Below are 20,502 nucleotides of genomic sequence, written 5' to 3'. Positions count from 1 at the left end.
CCTGTCTATGGCGTGCCGGCCTTCCGCCTCGCGGCCCGCTCCTGCATCCCGGCGATCTTCGCCTTCCACTCGGCCGGCCTCCCCGGCCGCTCGCGCTTGCGGAACGGGGCCTGCACCATAGCCGCCCGGACCGCCTCCATCTGGGCCGCGAGGAACTCGCCGTTGTCGACCGGCCCCGCGTAGCCGAGGTTTACCGTGCCCCCGTAGATGAAGGTCTTGTACGCCTCGCAGTCGAGATCCGAGTCCCAGCCCTTCTCCCAGCGGGCGTAGAACCGCATCCGCATCGAGGTGCCCGCGAAGCTCGCGCACGAACCGCCGCTCCTCTTCGGCCTGCCGAACACGGCGCGCCACATGGACGAGAAGCCGCACACGTTGTTTCGGAGCCGTTGCCCGTCGGTCCCGGAAACGTACCCGCTCACGACGTCCAGCCCGTCGACCTCCGCCTCGACGTACTCCTTCCCGCCGATGCACACCCTCGGTTCGATGATCCGCGTCGACGCGATCGGCGGATCCTGGTCGTGGCGCGCGCACTCCTCCTTCGGCACACCGTAGATGAAATTGGAAAAGTAGTTCCAGTCGGACTTTCCGATCCGGAGGAGGTCGTCGAACTCCGGGTTGAGCTCCCCCTCGACGGCGGAGGAGAAGCCGAACGGCCGCGTCCACTCCGCGCACCGCACGTCGATCTCGTAGGTGCCGAAGAACACGTTGAACCAGTGCGACTCCGGGTTCGCGTAGTCGCCGCCCCTGAGCAGCGAGGGCTTCGCGCACGCGAAGCAGACGTTGAACACAACCGGATCGAGGCTGTGGAAGTACACGGAATCCACGAGGCGCCCGATGTCGAGCGGCCACTGGTGCTCGTGGCTCACGTAGATCTCGAGCACGGTCGGGAGGTGCGTCGTCTCGCCGAACCGCTTCGTCGCGAACTCGGGGGGCACGACGAAGAATCTCTCGTCGATCTCCCCGACGAGCGGCCACCCGATGAGGCCGTGGAACACGCTCCACTTGCGGTGGAGGAACCCCAGCAGCTCCATGAGCCAGCGCGGCATCTCGAGGTGCTCCTTCGTGCATCGGAAAGCGGGGAAATCCTACCAGAATACGTGCTATACTCCGACTCCAATTTCGTGAGAGGGAGCCCATGAGCAAGGAAAAGCCGAACACGTGCGCGCGCTGCGGCGTGCCCATCAAGCCGAACCAGCTGCTGTGCAACGTCTGCAAGGCGGAGGCGACGGAGCGCACCTCGATAGTCCCGTGCCTCGCGTGCGGCGCCGCCAACCCGTCCAGGGCCGCCACCTGCGAGGCGTGCGGCGCGCCTTTGGGCTCGGCGCACTCGCCGACCGAACCGACGCCCGAGGAGCTGCCGGCGGACGCGTTCGAGACCGCGCTCGAGGGCCGGCAGGCCGAGCTCCGCGTGCTGATGGACTGCTTCGACGTGTGCGTCGAGAACAGCACCGTCGGCGGCACGATCGTCACCGGCGAGACCGGCATGGGAGTCTCGACGCTCCTCGACGCCTTCGCCGAGCGGCTCACGGGCAGGATCCCGAAGAACCGGATCTTCCACGTGCACTGCCACGCCGACGACGATCTGTTTGGGCCGATCCGTGGCCTCCTGCGCCTCCGCCTGCGGGAAGTGGAGGAGGAGGATCCGATGACCACGCGCCTCAAGCTCACGAACTTCGTGGGCCACACCCTCGGCGCGGGCTCGGCCGCGCTCGTCACGGAGACGGCGCACCTCCTCGGCTACCTCGCGAACATGCCGTTCCCGGACAGCCCCGTGCTCCGCGCGCTCGAGTCCGACCAGGCGCTCCTGCTGAAGCGCGTCCAGGAGGCCGTCGTCCGCTTTCTCATCGCCGACGCCGTGGAGGGGCCGGCCGTGTTCATCCTCGACGCGCTGCACCACGCCACACCCGAGTCGCGCGCGCTGCAGCTGGACGTGCTCAACGCCCTGGGCTCGATCCCCCTCATGGTTGCCATGGGCGGCACGGAGGAGATCCAGGACATCACCGACAACCCGTCGGTCGTCCGCGTGCGGCTCGAGCCGCTCGACGACGACGTGCTGCGTCAGCTGTTCCGCAACTTCCTGCCCCGGCTCGTCGACCCGCCGGAGGAGCTCGTCCAGGCGACCATCGACCGGGTCGCCGGCAACCCCGGATCGCTCAAGCAGCTGTGCGCGCTGCTCACCGAGACCGGCGTCGTCGACACCTCCTCCGAGCCGTGGAAGGCCGATCTGTCGAAGCTCTCCATGGCCGACATGCCGGTGAAGGTGATCGACGCGCTCAAGGCGAGGCTCAAGCGGCTCGATCCGAGGGATCGGTCGGTCATCAAGTGCGCGGCGATCGTGGGCGAGGTGTTCTGGGACGAGGCGGTGGTCGCGCTCACGCGCGTCGGCGTGCGCCTCAAGGAGGACATCGGCGCCGGCCAGATCTGGGCCGACGACTCGGACGCGTTCACGATCTCCTCGTCGCTCGCCCGCCTCGTCGAACGGCAGTTCATCGTCCAGCTCCCGGACCAGGACATCGAGGGCTCGATCAAGTTCGCGTTCGCGCGATCCGGCATCCGGGACGACATCCGGGGCGAGGTGGACCCCGCCGAGGCGGAGAAGCTCAACTACCTCGTCGCGGAGTGGTTCAGCCACGCGAGCGCGAAGTCCGGCCCGCGCTTCGCCCGCGAGGAGGCGGAGCACTGGGAGGCGGCCGGCGAGAAGCGGCGCGCGGCGTTGGCCTACATCAACGCGGCGCGGGACGCCCGCCAACGCCACCTGAACCAGAAGACGATCCAGCTCTTCCAGAAGGGGCTCTCGCTCGCCGACGAGCGGGATCGCGTCGTCATTGTCGACGCGCTGCACGATCTCGGATCGGTGCACGAGCTCCTGGGCCAGTACGAGGCGGCGGAGCTCTACTACACGGAGATGCTGCGGCACGCGTGGATCCTCGTCCACCGCGGGAAGGCCGGCGCGGCGCTCAACAAGATCGGCAGGCTCTACAGGGCCCGCGGCGACGCCGCTGCGGCGCGCGCCTTCCTCGATCGCGGGATGGCGCTGTTCAAGGCCGCGGGCGACGAGAAGGGGGTCGCGGCCTGCCTCGGGGATCTCGGCGAGCTGGCGCGCCGGCAGGGTTCCTACGATCGCGCGTTCAAGCTGCTCAACCAGGCGCTCGCGATCCAGCGCAAGCTCGACAACAGGCCGTCGATCGCGGTCTGCCTGCACAGCCTCGGGCACGTGGAGGCGGCGCGCGGGGCCTACGCGCAGGCCGAGCGGTTCCTTGAGGAGGCGCTCGAGCTGCGGCGCGCGGCGGGCGACAAGGGCGGCATGGCGCACACGATGTCCGCGCTCGCCATCGTCCTGTTCAACCGCGGGGATCTCGAGCGCGCCATCGCGCGCTGGGAGGCCGCCCTGTCCCTGGCCGAGGAGGTCGGTGATCGCCGGATGATGGCGATCCTGAACAACAACCTCGGCGAGGCGCTGCGCGATCAGGGCAAGCTCGACGACTCGATGCGCCACTTCAAAGCGTGCGAGCAGGTCGTTACCACGCTCGACGACCGGCTGCTGCACTCGGAGGTCTCGCGCAACATCGGCATCCTCTCGCAGAAGATGAGCGACTTCGAGGCGGCGCGGCTCCAGCTCGAGAGGTCCCTCATGCTCGCCAAGGAGGTCGGCGGGCGTGAGCTCGAGGGGCTCGCGCTGCGGGCCCTGGGCGAGCTCGCGGCCACGACGATGTGGGACACGTCGAACGTCGAGGCCGAGGACGAGGCGATCACGTACTTCGAGAAGGCGCTCGTCATCTTCCGCGCCATCGGGAACGAGTTCGAGGTGGCGCGATCGCTCCACGCGTACGGCAACCGCCTGCTCGAGCGCGGCGACGTGAACGGCGGCCGCGCGAAGCTCGAGGAGGCGCGAAACATCTTCCACAGGATCCAGTCGAAGGCCGGGGACAAGGTGGCGCGCACGATCAGCGAGATCATCCGGCAGCCCGCCAACGCCGCAGAGGCCGCGGCGGAGCGGCGGAAGTCGGTGCCGCCGGCGGCGGCGGCGCCCCGCGAAAAGAAGCGCGAGGCCATCCCGGACATGACGGACGACCTCGAGACACGCGACGACTGAGGCGCAGGAGGACGGAATGGCGGACGACCGCGAGAAGAAGGACGGGGAGGGGGTCGCCAAGGGCCCGGTCGCGCTCAAGATCGGCGCGGACCCGCAGGTGGCCAAGGGCGTGTACTCGAACCTCTCCATCGTCCACAACAACGAAAACGAGTTCGTGCTCGACTTCATCTTCGCGGAGCCGCAGCGCCCGCAAGCGCACGTCGTCTCGCGCGTGATCGTGAACCCGAAGGGGGCGAAGCGCCTGATGGCCGGGCTCGCCGAGCTCGTGCGGCGTTACGAGGAGCGGTTCGGGGAGATCCCCGCCTCCTCCGCTCCGAATGTCCAGGGGAACTACCACTGACGCCGGGTCGGTGGAGAACGAGGTGAGACGATGCGCACGCAACGCAACCGACGCGCGGGCCGAGGGGGCCCGGTGATCGCCGCCGCGCTCGCGGCCGCAGCTCTCGCCTGCGCCGCGTGCGACGAGGATCTCGTCGACGCGATCGACAACCTGCGGGCGTCGGCGCCCAACGCGTGCAAGGACTACTGCGAGGACAAGCTCGCCTGCGAGTGGCCGGCCGCAGAAGGGACCGTGGAGAACGACGCCTTCGCGGCGGGCGTGCAGCGCTGCACCGTGGACTGCGCCTTCTACATGGGCTTGGGCGCTTACGCCGCGCGGAACGGCCTCGAGGGGCTCGAGTACTTCGAGCACGTCTCCGGCGGCAGGCTCGAGGACACGCTCGAGTGCGCCTTGGCGAGCGGCGGCTTCCGCTGCGCGGACGGCTCTCCCGACGACACCCACGTCTTCGGCGCCGTCGTCCAGTCGATGTGCGAGGACGCGGACGCCTGCCTGGGGAAGCTCGAAATCGATCAGCACCTCGTGTGGACGCCCACGACCGAGGGCGGCGGCGCCTGCGTGGCGACCGGCACCGAGTGGCTCGACGCGGAGTTCTTCCTGCCCTGACGGATCACTGCCCGTCGGATCGGGAGCTGAACGGCGGGAGGACGACGAGCGCGAACAGCCGCTCGCGATAGACGGGGCTCTCGAGCTTCCGGATCTCGTCGACGAGGGCGCGGTAGCGCGTCAGGAGCTTCGTCGAGGTCGCCTTCAGCTTCGGGCAGCTCTTGCCGAAGCAGTCGGTCAGCTCGAGCTTCTCGAGCACGCCGTCGCGCACCGCCGAGGTCCAGTTCAACGTGATCGGGGTCGTCGCGGGGTGGATCGGCTTGCACTTCATCGCGAAGCCGAGCGCGTTCACCTCGAGCAGGCAGCGGAGCTCGTGCATCGCGTTCACCTCGGCGAGCAGCTTGGGAAGCGCCTTCGCCTCCTCGAGCACGGCCGCGATCTCCGGGACTCCGGCGGCCGGGCCGCCGCCCCAATAGGCGCGCCGCTCCTCGATCGCCTTCGGATCTCCGCCCACGGCGAACCGGCCGATGACGTCCATCGCCACGACGCCCGCCGCGGCCCCGGGCGCGCTCTTGCCAGCGCTCGCGACCCACGCGTCGAGCGCCGTCGGATCGCCCGCGGCGCGCTCGACGACCGGCCCGAGGATGTCGACCGGGAGCGTGCGCCACGCCGAGATGATCGGGACCAGATCGAGCCCGCACCTCGCGGCCCGCTCCTCCTCCGGGAGGGCGCGGATCGCCTCGAGGCGCGGCCACACTTCTCCCGGCGCGCCGATGGAAGCCTCGCAGACATGTCCCGCCTGCTCCGCCTCCCCGGCCGGGGGTTCCGGCCCAGCGTCCCGCGGCGCGGGCGCGACATCCGTGGCGCCGGAGACGCCGTCCGGAGCGGTCGACTCCGGCTGGGCGCCGCCGCACCCCGCGACCAGCGCCGCGGTGAGGGACGTGACGATCGCAATCGCTTTCGGTTTCCGCATGTTCTTCTCCTAGTAGAGCCGCCGCGTCTTTCCCCCGTCGATCGGGATCGCGGCGCCGGTGATGTACGTGTTTCGCGGCGAGCACAGGAACGCGAGGAGATCCCCGACTTCGGAGGGATCCCCGGGGCGCCCGATCGGGATGTCGCCGCAGAACTCGGCGAGGAACGCGTCCTCCGTGATCCCGCGGGAGCGGGCCCGCTCCAGGGCGAGCTCGCGGATGCGATCCGTGAGGAACACGCCGGGGCACACGCTGTTCACGAGCACGCCGTCCCCGGCCACCTCACGGGCGAGCGCCTTGGCGAAGCCCAGCGCCGCGGGCCGCGACGCGTTCGACAGGATCAGCCCGTCGACCGCCTCGAGCCCGGCGATGGAGACGATCTGGGCGATCCGCCCGAACCGCCGCTCCCGCATCTCGGGGAGCACGAGCGCCGCGAGGTGCGCCGCGCTCACGAGGGCGAGCTCGATCGCGAGGTGCCAGTTCTCGATGCCGTGGCTCTCGAACGGTCCGGGCGGCGGCCCGCCGGTGTTCAGCACGAGCGCATCGACGCCGCCGAGCGCGGCCCGCGCCTCCCGCACGGCCCGCTCCCGATCCCCGGGCACCACGAGATCCGCGGCGACGGCGAACGGCCTCGGGCCGCCCTCCCGTTCGAGCTCTCCGGCCGCTGCCTCGAGCGCCGAGGCACCCCGTGCCACGACGGCGACGCGCGCCCCTTCCCTGACGAGCGCGCGGGCGGCCGCGAACCCGAGGCCACGGCTCGCCCCGCACACGATCGCTTTCCTGCCTTCCAGCCCCAGATCCATTTCGTCAACCTCCGAGGATCGACAGCGCCGCGCCGACACGCAGCCCGTTGACGGAGACCCGCACGACCTCCTTGCCGAGGCGCGACAGCACGGCGTCCAGGAGCACGAGCCCCGCCGGGAAGACGTCGGCGCGGGCGTATCCGATACCGTACCGCCGCGAGCGCTCGTCGGTCGGGATCCCCGCCATGACGCCCAGCCAGTGACGCAGGCGCTCCCGCGAAACCGCGACGCCGTGGATCTGCTCGCGGCGCCACTCCCCCGGACAGACCTCGAGCGCGCCCAGGTTGGTCGCGGTGCCCGCCACGCCGAGCACCTCGCCTTCGAGCCGCCCGGGGATCGCCTCCGAGATCGCCGCCTCGACGCAGCGCCTCATCGCCTCGAGCTCGTCCGCGCCGGGCGGATCTCCCGTGAAGAAGCGCTCGGTCAGCCCCACGACGCCCATCGGGATGCTCGAAGGGACGAGCGCGCCCGACGGATCGCGCCAGCACAGCTCCGTCGACTGGCCGCCGACGTCCACGACGATCCAGGGACCGCCCGCGAGCCCCAGCGTGCCGCCCCGGAACACGAGACGCGCCTCCTCGGCGCCGTCGATGACCTCGATCTCCGCGCCGAGGACGTCTCGCGCCGGCCGGGTGAACACCTCGGGGTCGGCCGCCATCCGGAGCACCTGGGTTCCGACCACCCGCAAGGGGACGCCGGGGATCCCGAACCGCGGCGCGACCTCGGCCAACGCCCCGAGGCAGCGCGCCACCGCGATCGGGCTCAGGCGCCCGCCCGGCGCGAGCCCCTCCGACAGGCGCACCGCGATCGACGCGTCCCGCGTCACCTCGACGCGGCCGCCCGCCCGCTCCAGGGCGGCGAAGCTGAACGTGTTGGATCCGATGTCGATCCCGACCGTGCGAAACGGAGTATCGGGATCCGCCATCCGGCTACTCGGAGACTTCGCCTTCGAGCCCGCTCAGGTCCGGGAGCTCGTCGAGGTTGGGCATGAGCGTGATCTCGATGCGGCGGTTGGCCGATCGCCCATCCTCGCTGTCGTTGGACTTCGCCGGCATGAACTCGGCGTAGCCCGCGGCTGAGAGGTGCACCGCATCGACGCCGCCCTGCTGCAGGAACTTCACCACCGTGACCGCGCGCGCCGTCGAGAGCTCCCAGTTCGACGGGAACCTCTTGGACTCGATCGGCACGTTGTCCGTGTGGCCGGCCACCTGGAAGTTGCGATCCGTGATGGTCATGAGGACCTTCGAGAGCTCGCCGAGCGCGATCTTGCCCTCTTCGCTGAGATCCGCCTTGCCCACGTCGAAAAGGATGTTGGACGCCATCTCGACGACCATCTGCCCGCGCTGGATCCGGATCTTCAGCTTGCCCGAGGAGACGAGCGACTTGAACTTCTCGATCACCTGGCGGTACTTCGCCATGCGCGCGCGCTGCGCCTCCTGCTCCCTCTTCAGCCGGGCCTCGCGATCGCGCGTCTGCTCGAGGTCGGTCGAGAGCGCGCTCTTCTCGCCGAGCAGCTTCGCGACGTCGTCGCCGAGCTCCGACAGGCGGCCCGCGAGCGTCCGGTTCTCCTGGCGGACCGTGTCGAGCTGCGCCTCCAGCGCCTGCTGCTGGAGCGCCGCCTGGGCGAGCTCCTTCTTCAGCCGATCGGCCTCCATCACCTTGGCGTTGTACTGCTCCTCGGGTATCCCGCACCCGACGACGAGCGCCGAAGCGACGAACCCGCAGAGGACCCGGATTGCGTGGCGTTGACTCATGACTGACCTCCTCGCTAGCTCCCGCGTTTCAGCTCGGTGAGCACCAGCTTCGCGATCGCCTTCAGGGTGTCGAACACGCCCTGGCCGGTGGTGGACACCGCCTCGAAGTCCGGCGCGTTTCCCGTGTTCAGCAACGAGCGCAGCTCGTCGACCGCGGCCACGTTGGGCAGGTCGCGCTTGTTGTACTGAACCACGTAGGGGATCTTGTCGAGATCGTATCCCTGCTCCTGCAGGTTGAAGCGCAGGTTCTCGACGGACTCGATGTTCGCCTCCATGCGCTCGATCTGCGAGTCCGCGACGAACACCACGCCGTCGACCCCCTTGAGGATCAGCTTGCGCGAGGCGTCATAGAAGACCTGCCCCGGCACCGTGTACAGGTGGAAGCGCGTCTTGAAACCCCGGATCTCGCCCAGGGACAACGGCAGGAAGTCGAAGAACAGCGTCCGCTCGGTCTCGGTGGCGAGCGAGATCATCTTTCCCTTGGCCTCGGGGTTCGTCCGATTGTAGATGTACTGGAGGTTCGTCGTCTTTCCGCACAGGCCCGGGCCGTAATAGACGATCTTGCAGTTGATTTCACGAGATGAGTAGTTGATGAACGACATCTGCCGCGATCCTCTGCCTAATCGTTGAACAAGTTGTCGATGTCGTCGTCCGTGATCTCGGCGAACGGCGTCGACGCGTCGGGATCCTGCATCTTCTTGAGCAGAGACTCGAAAATCGAATTGAGCTCCTCGGTGGCCTTGCGCACGCGGAGCCGGACCAACCCGAGCGAGGATCGCTCGTCGAAAATCACCACGAGGATCACGCGCTGCCCCACGATCTGGATGTGGATGTTCTGGCGCTCCCCCTCGTGGAACTGCGTGGCGAACTCGTTCTCCTTCAGCAACTTGGCCATGCCGCCGGTGGCGGCGATGTTGCCCGCCGTCAGGGAGGCGAGCGAGGTGGTGTCCAGGTTCTCGTAGGCGCCGGAGGTCGAGATCAGCTGGCCGTTCTTGTCGACGATGAAGACGACGATCGCGTTGGCGTCGCGCACGAGCTTGTCGCAGACCCTCTGGATCTGGTTGAACTCCTCCTCGTACATGACCATCTGCCCGTCGGCCATATAATTTCTCCTGCGGTACAGCGTCCGTCCGGTGGCAAGCGCCGCGACGATTTTAGTCCAACAGAAAGCAAGTATCAGTATCAAACATGTCTCGCCCCATCAAGCCATAAACACGGCCGCAAAGCCGCGCCCCGGGGCGATTTCCCAACGTCGCCGCGGCGTTACGGATCATCGCCGCCTGCCGTGCCTCCTCGCGCGCAGCATCGAGATCACCGTCAGGAAGCCGAACCCCCCCGCGACGCAGGCCGCGTAGCGCGCCAGCTCGGTCTCGCCGTGGCTGTGGCAGTAGATCGCCGCGCCGGCGCTCACCGAGGCGAGGAGGGTGTACATGAGCTGGTGCGCGGCGGCGTACAGCTGATCCGACGCCCTCTGGATCCCCTCGACCCGGAAGCTCACCTTGCCGGCGAGCGATCTGTTGACGACCTTCTCCGCGAGGCTGGGCATCGACAGGAACGAGAACAGCTTCTCGCGCGTGACGTCGAAGAGCATCTCGGACCAGTCGCGATCCTTGCCGAGCACGAACTCCTCGAGGTACGGGCGGATCGTGTCGGCGGGGTTCATTCCGGGATCGAGGTGCGTGCACAGGCCCGCGAGCAGCAACGCCGCGCGCTCGAGCAGCACCCACTCGCGGGGCATCTGGAACGCGTCCGACACCTCCCGGAGGCCCACGTTCATCTCGTGCAGGTCGGCGAGCGCCTCGAACCCCTTGCGCGTGTCCAGCTTGACCGCCGACAGGGAGAAGCTCTCGAGCCGGATCTCGTCCTGGAACTTCCTGTGGAAGTGCTCGATGATGCGCGCCGCCGCGTCGGACTGCTCGGAGCCCACGCGCAGGAAGCCCATCATCCTGAGCGAGCGCAGCAGCTGATCCTCGTCGCCCTTGATGATCGCCTCGAGGAAGGAGCTGATCCCCTGGCGCATCTGCGGCTCGAGCCGTCCTGTCGCGCCGAAGTCCAGGAGCACGATCGCGCCGTCGCCGCGGACGAGCACGTTGCCCGGGTGCGGATCCGCGTGGTAGAGGCCGTCGATGAAGATCATCTGGCAGTAGACCTTCACGAGATCCCGCGCGACCGTCGCCGGGTCCAGCCCGGCCTCCCTGAGCCGCTGCGTGTCCGCGATCTTGATCCCGTCGACCCACTCCAGCGTGAGCACGCGCGACGTCGAGAGCTGCCTGTGGACCCGCGGGAAGACGACCCGCCGGTTGTCCTTGAAGTTCTCGGCGATCGCCTCGATGTTCCCGGCCTCCTTGAGGAAGTCGAGCTCGTCCAGGACCATCGCCTTGATCTCGTGGTAGTAGTTCTCGAGCCCCCGCGCCCGGAAGAACCGGCGCACGATCCGGACGATGCGAAAGATGGTACGGAGGTCGGCGCGCGCCATCTCCTCCACCCCGAGGTGCTGGACCTTGACCGCGACGACGAGCCCGTCGCGCGTCTTCGCGCGGTGCACCTGCCCGAGCGACGCCGACGCGACCGGCGCGCGCTCGAACTCGGCGAACACCTCCTCCGGGGCCCCGCCGAGCTCCTCGCGGATGCGGCGTTCGATCTGCTCGTACGGGCGCGCCGGCATCGAGTCCTGAAGGTTGGCGAGCCCGGAGCGGAACTCCTCCGGAAGGAAGTTCGTCATGATGCTGAACAGCTGGCCGACCTTGATGAACAGCCCCTGCAGCTCGAGGATCGCCGCCTCGATGCGCCGCGCGTTGCGGCGGTGCACCTCCTCGACGTGATCCTCGCGGTACCGCCCCCCGAAGAGGCGCGCCTTCACGTTCAGCCAGGCGTACGAGGCGAGGACGACGAAGGTCGCGAGGTAGGCGCGCAGGAACCGCGTCGTCGCGTAGGCGGTCGCTGTTTTCGGCGTGTCGCGGCCCAAGATCGCAGCGCCCGCCTACGGCGTGCGCACCAGGACGACGGTGATGTTGTCGTGGCCGCCGTTGCGATTCGCCTCGGTGATCAGCTCGTGGCAGGCGGCCTGGAGATCGGAGGGGTTACTGTTGAAGATCACGGCCATCTTGTCGTCGGGCACCTCTCCGCTCAGGCCGTCGGAGCACAGCAGGAACACGTCGCCGGAGCGCGGCTGGTCGAAGAACGTGTCGACCTTCACCGACTCCTTCATGCCCAGCGCACGGACGATGACGTTCTTGTGCGGGAAGTTGTCGATCTCGGCCTGGGTGAGCTTCTTCATCTTGATGTAGTCGTTGAGGAGCGAGTGGTCTTCCGTGATCTGCTCGATGGCCCCGTCGCGCAGCCTGTAGATCCGGCTGTCCCCGACGTGCGCGAGGTACACGCCGTCCTCCACGAAGTACGTCGCTGTGATCGTAGTGCCCATGCCGTGGTACTTGCTCTCCCGCTTCGACGCCTCGTGGATCCGCAGGTTCGCGAGCTTGATCCCCGTGATGAGCCGGTTCTCCTCGTAGCGCCGCGAGCGATCCATCTTGAACGGCCAGGTGAGCTCCGCGTCCTCGCGCGTGTCGCGGAAGAAGTTCTTCAGGGTCTCGACGGCCATCTGGCTCGCGACCTCTCCCGACGCGTGGCCGCCCATGCCGTCGCACACGATGAACAGGTTCTCGTTTTCGACGACCGAGAACGTGTCCTCGTTGTGGTTGCGCTTCATGCCGACGTTCGTCTCGCCGGCGACCTGTACGGGTATCTTCACGGGTTCACCTTCTCATTGCGCCGCCGGCGCCGGCTGCGTCGCGGGGACGGCCGGGGCGGTCGGCACCGTCGGCACCGTTGGTACCGTCGGAATGGTCGGGATCCCCGTGCCCTGCGGCAACGCGCCGGGCTGGGTCGGGATCTGCAGAAGAGGCTGCTGCACCCCGGGGACCATCAGCTGATCGAACTGTTCCGACGCCGGCTTGATGATCAGGAAGTAGACCGCCAACACGGCGGCGATCAGCGTGAGCAGCACCGCGCCGCCGATGATGAGCCACAGCATCAGCTTGCTCATCTTCTTCTTCGGCGCCGGCTCGTCGTCCATGCCGTCGTCGAGCTCTCTGTCCTGCGACGGGAGCGGCGCCGTCGCCGACGGCGAGGCGACCGCGGGCATGCCGGCGTCTTCCGCGAGGCCGGCGGCGGCGACCTGAGCCGCGGCGACGGGATCCGTGACCGCCTGCTGCGCCATCGTGGGCACGCCGCTCGGCGTGGACGCGCCGCTCGGAGAGGTGTCGCGCGCCGGATCGACCTCCACCGCGGGCATGCCGAGCATCGTCGCCTTGTACGCGTCTTCCGGCACCGCGGCGGGTGCTGCGGCCGCGGGAGCGGGAGCGGGAGCGGGAGCGGGAGCGGCCGGCGTTGGCGCGGGCGCCGGCGCTTGGACCGGCACCTTCATCGCGGGCATGCCGAACATCGTCCTCGCCGCGCCGCCCGGTTTCGGGGCGCCGCCCGGCGTGGGGGCGGCCATCGGCACCGCCGGCCGCGCCATCGGGGCCGGGGATGCGACGGCCGGCACCGGCCTCGATGCGGCCGCCGGGCTCGGCGCGGGAATCGGCTTCGGGGAAGCTGTCACCGGCTTCGACGCGAGCTCGCCGCTCGGCCTCGCGCCCGGTGCGCCACCCGGCGCGATCGGGGCGCTGCCTTCCGCCTTGTCCTGCGCGCCTGGAATTCCAAAAACGGTCTTGGCCATCCCGAATCTCCTTTTTCCGGCTTCCCGCGGTTCTTCCTATCGGACGACGTCCGCGTCGATCATCACTGTGGATTTCTACTTCTATCGCCTTTTCCGGTCAACAGGGCTCTCCTTCTTCGCTCCCGCACGAGAAGGGAAGCCAGCCCGGCCGCGCAGAGAACGCCGTGCTCGACGGCGGGGATCCACGCCGGCGCGTCCCATGTCCCGGCGGCCCACCAGCTGTCGAGGGGCAGGTAGGCGAGCGGCAGCGCCGCACCGAACGCGAGCCACGGCCAAGCCCGCAGGCAGGCCGCCCAAGGCAGGATCCACAGGAGGTACCACGGGTGCAGCACGGGCGTGAGCAGGAGGAACGCGCCGAAGACCCACAGCGCCGAGATCGGAGGGGCGGCACGGCGCCGGCACACCCAGACCACGACGCCCACGAGCAGCGCGGCGGCGATGATCTTGGCGGCGGCCAGCGCGAGATCCGAGAGGGTGAACGCGCCGGGCCGCGAGGGATCGAGCTCCCCGTCCTTGTGCAACGAGAAGAAGCCGCCCTGGAGGGCGGCCGCCGGTCGATCGAGGAACCGGACGTGCACGATCTCGTCCGGGCGTCCGGCGCCGGTCGCGGCTCCGATGATCCCCTCGGAGGCGCTCTTGATCAGCGCGAAGCCGCCCGCGTTTCCCTCCCACCTCCTCGCGAAGGTGTCCAGCGTGCGCACGGCGCCGAGATCCGGCGACCAGAACGCCGCGTAGCCCGCGACGAGCGCCAAAGGGACGATCAACGCCGCGGCGCGGAGGCGCCGCACGAGCGGCACGACGATCAGCAGCGGCACGAGCTTGGTGCAGCACGCCACGGCGAGCGCGGCCCCGGCCGCGATCCGACGAGCGGCGGCCGCCCGCGCCGGAACGTCGGCGCCCAGCAGAAGCGCGAACGCGCCGGCGACGGGCAGCACGGCGAGCGGCTCGAGGTGGCCGGACATGGCGGTCTCGATGCACGCGAGCGGGTTGAGCCCGTAGGCGATCCCGGCGAGCCCCGCGGCGCGGCGGTCCGATCGCGCGATGCGGCGCGCGATCGTCATCACCAGGAACACGACGCCGAGGTCGGCCAGGGCGGCGGCGACCCGGAACGCGGTCACCGCAGGCGAGATCGACGCGATCGCGCCGAACGCGAGCTGCGCGAAGGGCGGGTAGATCGTGCGCAGTTCGGGGTTATTGATCCGCGCGAAGCCCTCGTCGCGAAACGCGGCGAGCGCCTCGTCGCTCGGCGGGCGGGCGTAGGGATCCAGCCCGGCGGCGACGACGCGCCCGTCCCAGGCGTACCTGTACACGTCGTCGGAGAACACGGGGCTCCCGAACACGAGCACGAGCCGGAGCGCCGCTGCGGCGCAGATCACGACGATCGCCCCGGGCTCCTCGCGGCCGCGCGCGGCGATCGCGATCAGCGCGGCGTAGGGGGCGTGCGCGACGATCGCGATCGCGACGAGCCGCCACACCGGCGAGGGAGAACCGTGCGACGCTGCGGCAAGCGCCGCGAGCAGACCCGCGAGGCACGCGAACAGCGCGGCGGCGACGATCCGCGCGCCCCTTCCCGACACAACCGTGGGAGAGCTCCGGAGCGTGCGGCTACTGCGACTTGGCGGAGAGTTTGTCGAGCGTGGCGCGCGCGACGGCGGACTGCGGTCCGTCCTCGCCCTGCAGCGCGAGCAGCGTGCCGCGCTCGATGAGGCCGGCGAGCGTGTCGGCCGCGAGCTGCCGGTAGCCCGCGTCCTTGCGGACCGCGTCGGCCAGGCGGTCGCGGATCTCCCTCGCGTTGAGGCCGCCCGGCGAGTTGTCCCAGCCGTTCTTCAGGCGATCGAGGAGGTACCGCCAGCCCCAGTTGATCGCCTCGCCCTTGTTTTCGCTCTGCGCCATGACCGCCTGCGCGACCGCGAGCCGCCTGAAAATCCGCTTCTTCTCGAACATCTCGTCGGTGAGCAGCGGCTGCCGCGCCTCGAACCACTCCTTCAGCAGGAGCCGGGTCTCCTGTCCCTTGAGCAGGATCTCGATCACGCGGTCGACGCGCTCGGTGCTGCCGCCGAGCAGCACGGCGAAAGCCGCGACGCGCTGCCGATCCTCGTTGGGATCGTCGAGCAGCTTGTTCAGGCGCGCGTCGTTGGCCGGATCGGCGGCCTCGCCTATCGTGATCGCCGCGGCGCGCATCAGCGTGACGTCCGTCTCCTTCTCGAGGATGTCGAACAGGACCGGGATCGCCTCGGACGACGGGTTGTGCGCGAGCCCCTCCACGAGGATGGTGCGCGCGCCGATCTCGGTCAGGTTGTCCTTGACCTTCTCCAGGATCATCGGGAGCGTCTTCTCGTCCTCCATGTACGCGAGCGAGATCGCCGCCTCGGTGCGGAGCTCCGGATCGTCCATCGGATCGAGCGCAATCGACATGAGCGTCTCGCTCGCCTTGGCGTCCCCGACGTAGCGCGACCCGATGATCGAGTTGCGCCGCTCCTGCAGGCGCGTCTCCATGCTGTACTCGCGCGTCTCGATCGACGTCGAGAACAGCTCCTCCTTGCGCTCCGTCTTCGTCATCACCATGCGCCTGACGAACTCCTCGGTCGCGAAGGGGCACTTGAGACGCGCGATCGCGAGCGACGCGGCCTGGTAGTGGAAGTTCTCGTCCTGATCGAGGAACGGCTTGATCAGGTCGCAGAAGCGCTGATCGCCGGTGCGGCCCATGGCGTCCATGAGCGGGCCGATGTCGACCTTCACCCGCTGCGCGCACTCCGGCGTGTTGGCGTACGGCTGGTTCGCGTCGTAGATCTTCTGCAGGTAGTCGGCCGCGCCCTCGGGCCTGACCTTGGCGAACCAGGACGGCACCCCGTTGGCGAGCCGGCGGTACATGTCGTTCTGCCTATAGCGCAGCCCCGGATCCGGGATCTGCGCGTCGGTCGCGGGCACCCAGGCCGTCTTCTCGTACATCTTGTCCGCGATGCGCGGATCGCCGAGATCCTCGAGGGCCCAAAGCGCCTGGTTGTGGATGTTGTCGGCGTCGAGCTTCTGCTTGGCCGTCGTATCCGGCAGCTTCTCGTTGAGCACCTTCACGAGGAAGTCGGCGGCGCGCGGATCGCGCAACTCTTTGAACTTGTTTATGACTTTGAACTTGGTCTCAATATCCGGCAGCCCCTCGTAGATCGCCTGGAGCCCCGGCGCGCCCACGGACGCGGTCACGGTTGTCAGGATGAGATCCACGAGACCGTCGTCGCCGCGCAGCTTGTCGACGAGCGCCTTGCGCGCGCGCTCATCGTTGCTGCGGCCGAGCGCGACGGCCGCCTCGACGACCGTGTTGCGTCCCTTCGACTCCATCAGCTTGATGAGCGCCGGGATGGTGTCCTTGTCTTTCCGGAACCCGAGCTCCTGCGCCGCGTGGAACTGCACGATGTCGTTCTCGGAGTCGGCCATCTGGATCAGGCGGTCGGTCGTCGCCATGCGGGCGATGACCGCCGGATCCCATCCGTGAATCGTCTTGGTGTTCGCGATCTGCTTGCCCACGGCCTCGAGAAGATCCGTCATGCCGCGCTCGTCGCCGAGCGCGCAGAGCGCCCACGCGTACCGCCCCTTCGCGACGTCCTTCACCGCCTGCATCTGCTTGAAGATCGCGTCCGCTCCCGCCTTCCCCTCGGGGGGGCCGATCGTCGCGAGCGCCATGGCGGCCTCTTCGCTCACGCCGTCGCCGCGCTCGAGCAACTTGACGAGCAGCGGCACCGCTTCCTTGTCCTTCTCGACGCCGATGGAGTACACGACATCCAGCAGGATGTCCTTGCGATCGCACTCCTGGGCGATGGCGCGCAGGGCGGCCTTGTATCCGGCGTCGTCGCCCTTCTTGGCGAGCGCGGTGGCGTCGTCCTGCTTCTTCTTCCACTCCTCGAATTGCTTGTTATCGTTATAAAAATAATAGGCGAGCGCGGCGCCGCCCAACAACAGGATCAGGAGGACGATGACGACCTTCGCATTGCCGCCGGCCGCCTTGTACTCTCCATCCGGCGGGTCCAGCATCGGGTCGATCGGCCCGCTCCCGAGTGGGGAAGCGCTCTCGTCGGGCGTCGGCTCGTCCTGGCCTTCAACCGAATCGGAGAAGTTCTCGTCTTTCATCACTCGCTCCTTTGGCTTCCGGATTTCAGGTAATCTAGCTCATGTCAATCCTTCGAATCAATCGTTGTTTGCCGCGCCGATCACGCGTGACTAAAAGTCAATTAAGTCGGGCGTTTGAGCCGAGCCGTACCTATTGACCGGGGCAACGTTCTCTGTTACCAATCATTCTTCCAAGAGACGAGGAGAACCATGACGAAGTCGGAACTCATCGATGCTGTCGCGAGCCAGACGAACGTCACGAAGAGCCGCGCCGAGATGGTCGTCAATTGCATCTTCGATGCGATGACCGACGCTCTCAAGAACGGAGAGGGCATTGAAATCCGTGGCTTCGGCAGCTTCACCGTGCGCCAGTACAAGCCGTACAACGGGCGCAACCCGAGGACCGGGGACCCGGTGCACGTGGCCTCCAAGCGTCTCCCGTTCTTCAAGGTCGGCAAGGAGCTCAAGGAGATGGTGAACGCGGCGCTGGACGGCGGGGGCGACGCGACCGGCAAGCCCTCCTGACGACGCCTCTCGGCCGCGCGGAACGCGACGCGCGGCACCCGGAACCTCGGCCGATGCAAGAAGAACAGCTCGCGCAGCTCCTCGAGGCGCTCCCCGCCCTGCCCGGCGTCTACCTCATGCGAGACCTCCGCGATCGGGTCGTCTACGTCGGCAAGGCGAAGAGCCTTCGGAACCGGGTCCGTCAGTACTTCGCCCCCGCGACCTCGGACGCCCGCGAGTTCGTGCGCGGGCTCCGGGACCGCCTCTCGACCATCGACTGCATCGTGACGAGCTCCGAAAAGGAGGCGCTCCTCCTGGAGCACAGCCTGATCCAGCGCCACCTCCCGCGCTACAACATGCGGCTCACGGACGGCAAGCAGTTCCTCTGCCTGCGCCTCGATCCGCGCGCCGCGTGGCCGCGCCTCGAGACGGTCCGGAAGCCGACCGACGACGGGGCGCTCTACTTCGGCCCCTACCACTCGGCCGCGCCCGCGCGGCAGACGCTCAAGCTGATCAACCGCCACTTCAAGCTGCGATCGTGCTCGGACCGGTCGTTCGCGGCGCGGACCCGTCCGTGCCTCCAGCACCAGATCAAGCGCTGCCTCGGGCCGTGCACGCTGCCCGTGGACCGCGAGGCGTACGGCCGGCAGGTGGAGTACGCGCGGCTGTTCCTCGAGGGGCGGCGCGACGATCTCCTCGCGGCGCTCGAGCGCGAGATGCTGCGCGCGGCCGAGGATCTGGCGTACGAGCGCGCGGCGGTGCTGCGGGATCAGATCGCGGCGGTCGAGGCGACGCTGGCCACGCAGAGGATCGTGGACTTCCACGACGTCGACCAGGACGTGGTGGGGTTCCACCGCGAAGGCGGCGAGGTGCAGATCTCGGTGCTCGTCGTGATCGGCGGACGGCTCGCGGGCAAGGACGACTACCACTTCGACGACCAGGAGTTCCCGGACGAGGACCTCCTGTCGTCGTTCCTCGTCCAGCGCTACGCGCGCGCCCTGCGCACGCCGAACGAGATCCTCCTGCCCGTCGCCCTGCCCGACGCGGCCGCCGTCGCGGAGCTCCTCGCCGAGGCGCGCGGATCGTCGGTCCGGATCCTGTGCCCGAAGCGCGGACAGCGGCTCGGCCAGATCCGGCTCGCGACCCTCAACGCGCGCAACTCGTTCGAGGCGCGGCGGGGCGACGCCGAGGCGACCGCGGCGCGGCTCGCGAGCGCGCAGCGCCGCCTGGGCCTCCCGACGCCGCCGAGGCGCATCGAGTGCGTGGACATCGCGCACCTCGGCGGATCGCACACCGTCGGCGCTTTCGGCGCGGTGGTGGACGGCGCGGTAGACCGCAACGCCGGCCGCACGTTCAGGCTGCGCGTCGCGGGCGGCGGCGACGATTTCGCCGCGATCGCCGAGGTGCTGGGGCGGCGCTTCACGCGCGCGGCGAGGGGGGAGCCGGGTTGGGCGCCGCCCGATCTCCTCGTCGTCGACGGTGGCCGCGGGCAGCTCGCGCGGGCGGCCGCCGTGCTCGCGGATCTCGGGTTCGCCGAGCAGCCGGTGGTCGCGATCGCCAAGGAGCGCGCCGGGGACGGCGTGGCGTCCACGGATCGGATCTTCCTGCGCGGGCGGGCGAACCCGCTCCCCCTCCGGGCGGAGACGTCGGCGCTGTTCCTCCTGGCCGCGGCGCGCGACGAGGCGCACCGCCTGGCGAACTCGTACCAGGGCAAGCTGCACCGCCGCGCGACGATCGGCTCCGCGCTCGACGGCGTGCCCGGGATCGGGCCGAAAACGCGCCGCGCGCTGCTCACGCGGCTCGGCTCGATCGCGCGCATCCGCGAGGCGAGCGAGGAGGAGCTCGCCCGGGTCCCGGGAGTCGGGGCGGCCCTCGCGCGCCGCATCAGGGAGGCGCTCGAGGGCGGGGGGTAGGCGACCGCGGGGGCGGGCCGGCCGCGGCCCATGCTACCTTTTCTGGCAGCACCGCGCGCACGTGTGCTAGAATTTCGACACCGAGCCAACGGCCTTCACGAGGCGTTGCCGCTGTGTCGAACACGGAATGGGAAACCGCACGAATTCACCGCTCCTCGGCTACAACACGAACGTGAAGCACGCGGGGCACCTGTTTCACATCCAGACCGAGGACTCGGGCGTCGATCACCCGCACATCATCACGCACCTGTTCACGTCGGGCACCATCCTGGCGACGAAGAAGGCATCCTACGGGGAGCTCGTGGGCGCCGGGGACTGGGAAGAGCGCGTCCGCCAGATGATGAAGGACCAGCACAAGGCGATGTTCGTCGACCTGCGCGACGGAACGCACGACGCCATCGCCGCGCGGATTCTGGGCGTGCAGATCGGGACCACGACGCCGGAAGGCGGCCAGGTCGAGGAGCCGCAACGGGACGAGGTCGAGCCTGACGCCGTCGTGCAGGACGACGAGGGGCGCCCCACCGTGACCGAGATCGCGAGCTCCATGGGGGTGCGCGTGATCGCACCGGCGGCCATGCGCGACAGCATACCCAACCCGGAGCGGGAAGAGGCGGCGCGCGGGCGCTCCATCTTCGAGACGCCGGACACCGCCGGGAGCTTCGGCGAGAGCCTCATCAGCGACAAATCGTTGGACGAGGTCATCCTCACGTATTTGAAGGACGAGCTCGAGGAATGAAAATCCTGCTTATTATTCCGTCTGAAGCGC

Annotated in this window: 18 protein-coding genes; 6 read left to right on the top strand and 12 right to left on the bottom strand. The window is 69.0% G+C overall.

The annotated features are described in order from the left end of the window. Positions 1-5: 5 nt before the first annotated feature. Entirely contained in the window at positions 6-1,046 is a 1,041-nt protein-coding gene (locus M0R80_06695; protein MCK9459311.1) for a hypothetical protein, read from the bottom strand. Positions 1,047-1,135: 89 nt separating this feature from the next. On the opposite strand from M0R80_06695, the gene M0R80_06690 reads away from it, so the two are divergent. Genes M0R80_06690 through M0R80_06680 form a run of 3 tightly spaced genes read left to right on the top strand, consistent with a single transcriptional unit; the run spans position 1,136 to position 5,036 of the window. After that, complete coding sequence (locus M0R80_06690; GenBank protein ID MCK9459310.1) at positions 1,136-4,093, top strand: tetratricopeptide repeat protein; 2,958 nt, start codon at positions 1,136-1,138, stop codon at positions 4,091-4,093. A 16-nt stretch (positions 4,094-4,109) separates the two neighbouring features. Further along, positions 4,110-4,433, top strand: coding sequence for a DUF3467 domain-containing protein (locus M0R80_06685; protein MCK9459309.1), 324 nt, complete (start codon positions 4,110-4,112; stop codon positions 4,431-4,433). Positions 4,434-4,463: 30 nt separating this feature from the next. Continuing rightward, positions 4,464-5,036: a hypothetical protein gene (locus M0R80_06680; protein MCK9459308.1), complete on the top strand. Its 573-nt coding sequence runs from the start codon at positions 4,464-4,466 to the stop codon at positions 5,034-5,036. Positions 5,037-5,040: 4 nt separating this feature from the next. Here M0R80_06680 and M0R80_06675 read toward each other — a convergent pair whose 3' ends face one another. From M0R80_06675 to M0R80_06625, 11 genes are all read right to left on the bottom strand, one after another. Continuing rightward, positions 5,041-5,949, bottom strand: a complete 909-nt coding sequence (locus M0R80_06675) for a hypothetical protein (GenBank protein MCK9459307.1) — start codon at positions 5,947-5,949, stop codon at positions 5,041-5,043. A 9-nt stretch (positions 5,950-5,958) separates the two neighbouring features. After that, positions 5,959-6,750 (bottom strand): SDR family oxidoreductase, encoded by a 792-nt coding sequence (locus M0R80_06670; protein MCK9459306.1) that lies wholly within the window; start codon positions 6,748-6,750, stop codon positions 5,959-5,961. Positions 6,751-6,754: 4 nt separating this feature from the next. Continuing rightward, positions 6,755-7,675, bottom strand: a complete 921-nt coding sequence (locus M0R80_06665; GenBank protein MCK9459305.1) for a hypothetical protein — start codon at positions 7,673-7,675, stop codon at positions 6,755-6,757. A 4-nt stretch (positions 7,676-7,679) separates the two neighbouring features. Further along, positions 7,680-8,504 (bottom strand): OmpA family protein, encoded by an 825-nt coding sequence (locus M0R80_06660; GenBank protein ID MCK9459304.1) that lies wholly within the window; start codon positions 8,502-8,504, stop codon positions 7,680-7,682. A gap of 14 nt (positions 8,505-8,518) precedes the next feature. Beyond that, positions 8,519-9,106, bottom strand: coding sequence for a GTPase domain-containing protein (locus M0R80_06655; GenBank protein MCK9459303.1), 588 nt, complete (start codon positions 9,104-9,106; stop codon positions 8,519-8,521). A 17-nt stretch (positions 9,107-9,123) separates the two neighbouring features. After that, complete coding sequence (locus M0R80_06650) at positions 9,124-9,606, bottom strand: roadblock/LC7 domain-containing protein (GenBank protein ID MCK9459302.1); 483 nt, start codon at positions 9,604-9,606, stop codon at positions 9,124-9,126. A gap of 168 nt (positions 9,607-9,774) precedes the next feature. Next, the gene (locus M0R80_06645) at positions 9,775-11,469 is read right to left on the bottom strand and encodes an AarF/UbiB family protein (protein MCK9459301.1); all 1,695 of its coding nucleotides are present in this window, start codon (positions 11,467-11,469) and stop codon (positions 9,775-9,777) included. Positions 11,470-11,484: 15 nt separating this feature from the next. Beyond that, complete coding sequence (locus M0R80_06640; protein ID MCK9459300.1) at positions 11,485-12,246, bottom strand: Stp1/IreP family PP2C-type Ser/Thr phosphatase; 762 nt, start codon at positions 12,244-12,246, stop codon at positions 11,485-11,487. Between the two features lie 18 nt (positions 12,247-12,264). Further along, complete coding sequence (locus tag M0R80_06635; GenBank protein MCK9459299.1) at positions 12,265-13,221, bottom strand: hypothetical protein; 957 nt, start codon at positions 13,219-13,221, stop codon at positions 12,265-12,267. Positions 13,222-13,283: 62 nt separating this feature from the next. Further along, positions 13,284-14,798, bottom strand: a complete 1,515-nt coding sequence (locus M0R80_06630; GenBank protein MCK9459298.1) for a glycosyltransferase 87 family protein — start codon at positions 14,796-14,798, stop codon at positions 13,284-13,286. 28 nt (positions 14,799-14,826) lie between these two features. After that, positions 14,827-17,340 carry a HEAT repeat domain-containing protein gene (locus tag M0R80_06625; GenBank protein ID MCK9459297.1) on the bottom strand — a complete coding sequence of 838 codons (2,514 nt, stop codon included), beginning with the start codon at positions 17,338-17,340 and terminating at the stop codon, positions 14,827-14,829. Between the two features lie 189 nt (positions 17,341-17,529). Here M0R80_06625 and M0R80_06620 point away from each other — a divergent pair, with 189 nt between their 5' ends. The 3 genes from M0R80_06620 to M0R80_06610 all read left to right on the top strand — a co-directional run bounded on the left by M0R80_06620 (position 17,530) and on the right by M0R80_06610 (position 20,472). After that, a complete protein-coding gene (locus tag M0R80_06620) occupies positions 17,530-17,844 on the top strand; it encodes an integration host factor subunit beta (GenBank protein ID MCK9459296.1) in 315 nt (104 codons plus the stop codon). 53 nt (positions 17,845-17,897) lie between these two features. Continuing rightward, positions 17,898-19,736, top strand: a complete 1,839-nt coding sequence (gene uvrC, locus M0R80_06615) for an excinuclease ABC subunit UvrC (protein ID MCK9459295.1) — start codon at positions 17,898-17,900, stop codon at positions 19,734-19,736. A gap of 127 nt (positions 19,737-19,863) precedes the next feature. Then, positions 19,864-20,472: a hypothetical protein gene (locus M0R80_06610; protein MCK9459294.1), complete on the top strand. Its 609-nt coding sequence runs from the start codon at positions 19,864-19,866 to the stop codon at positions 20,470-20,472. Positions 20,473-20,502 lie beyond the last annotated feature (30 nt).

The organism is Pseudomonadota bacterium (assembly GCA_023229365.1).
GTDB lineage: Bacteria > Myxococcota_A > Polyangia > JAAYKL01 > JAAYKL01 > JALNZK01.
This window is presented reverse-complemented; position numbering and strand designations above follow the sequence as displayed.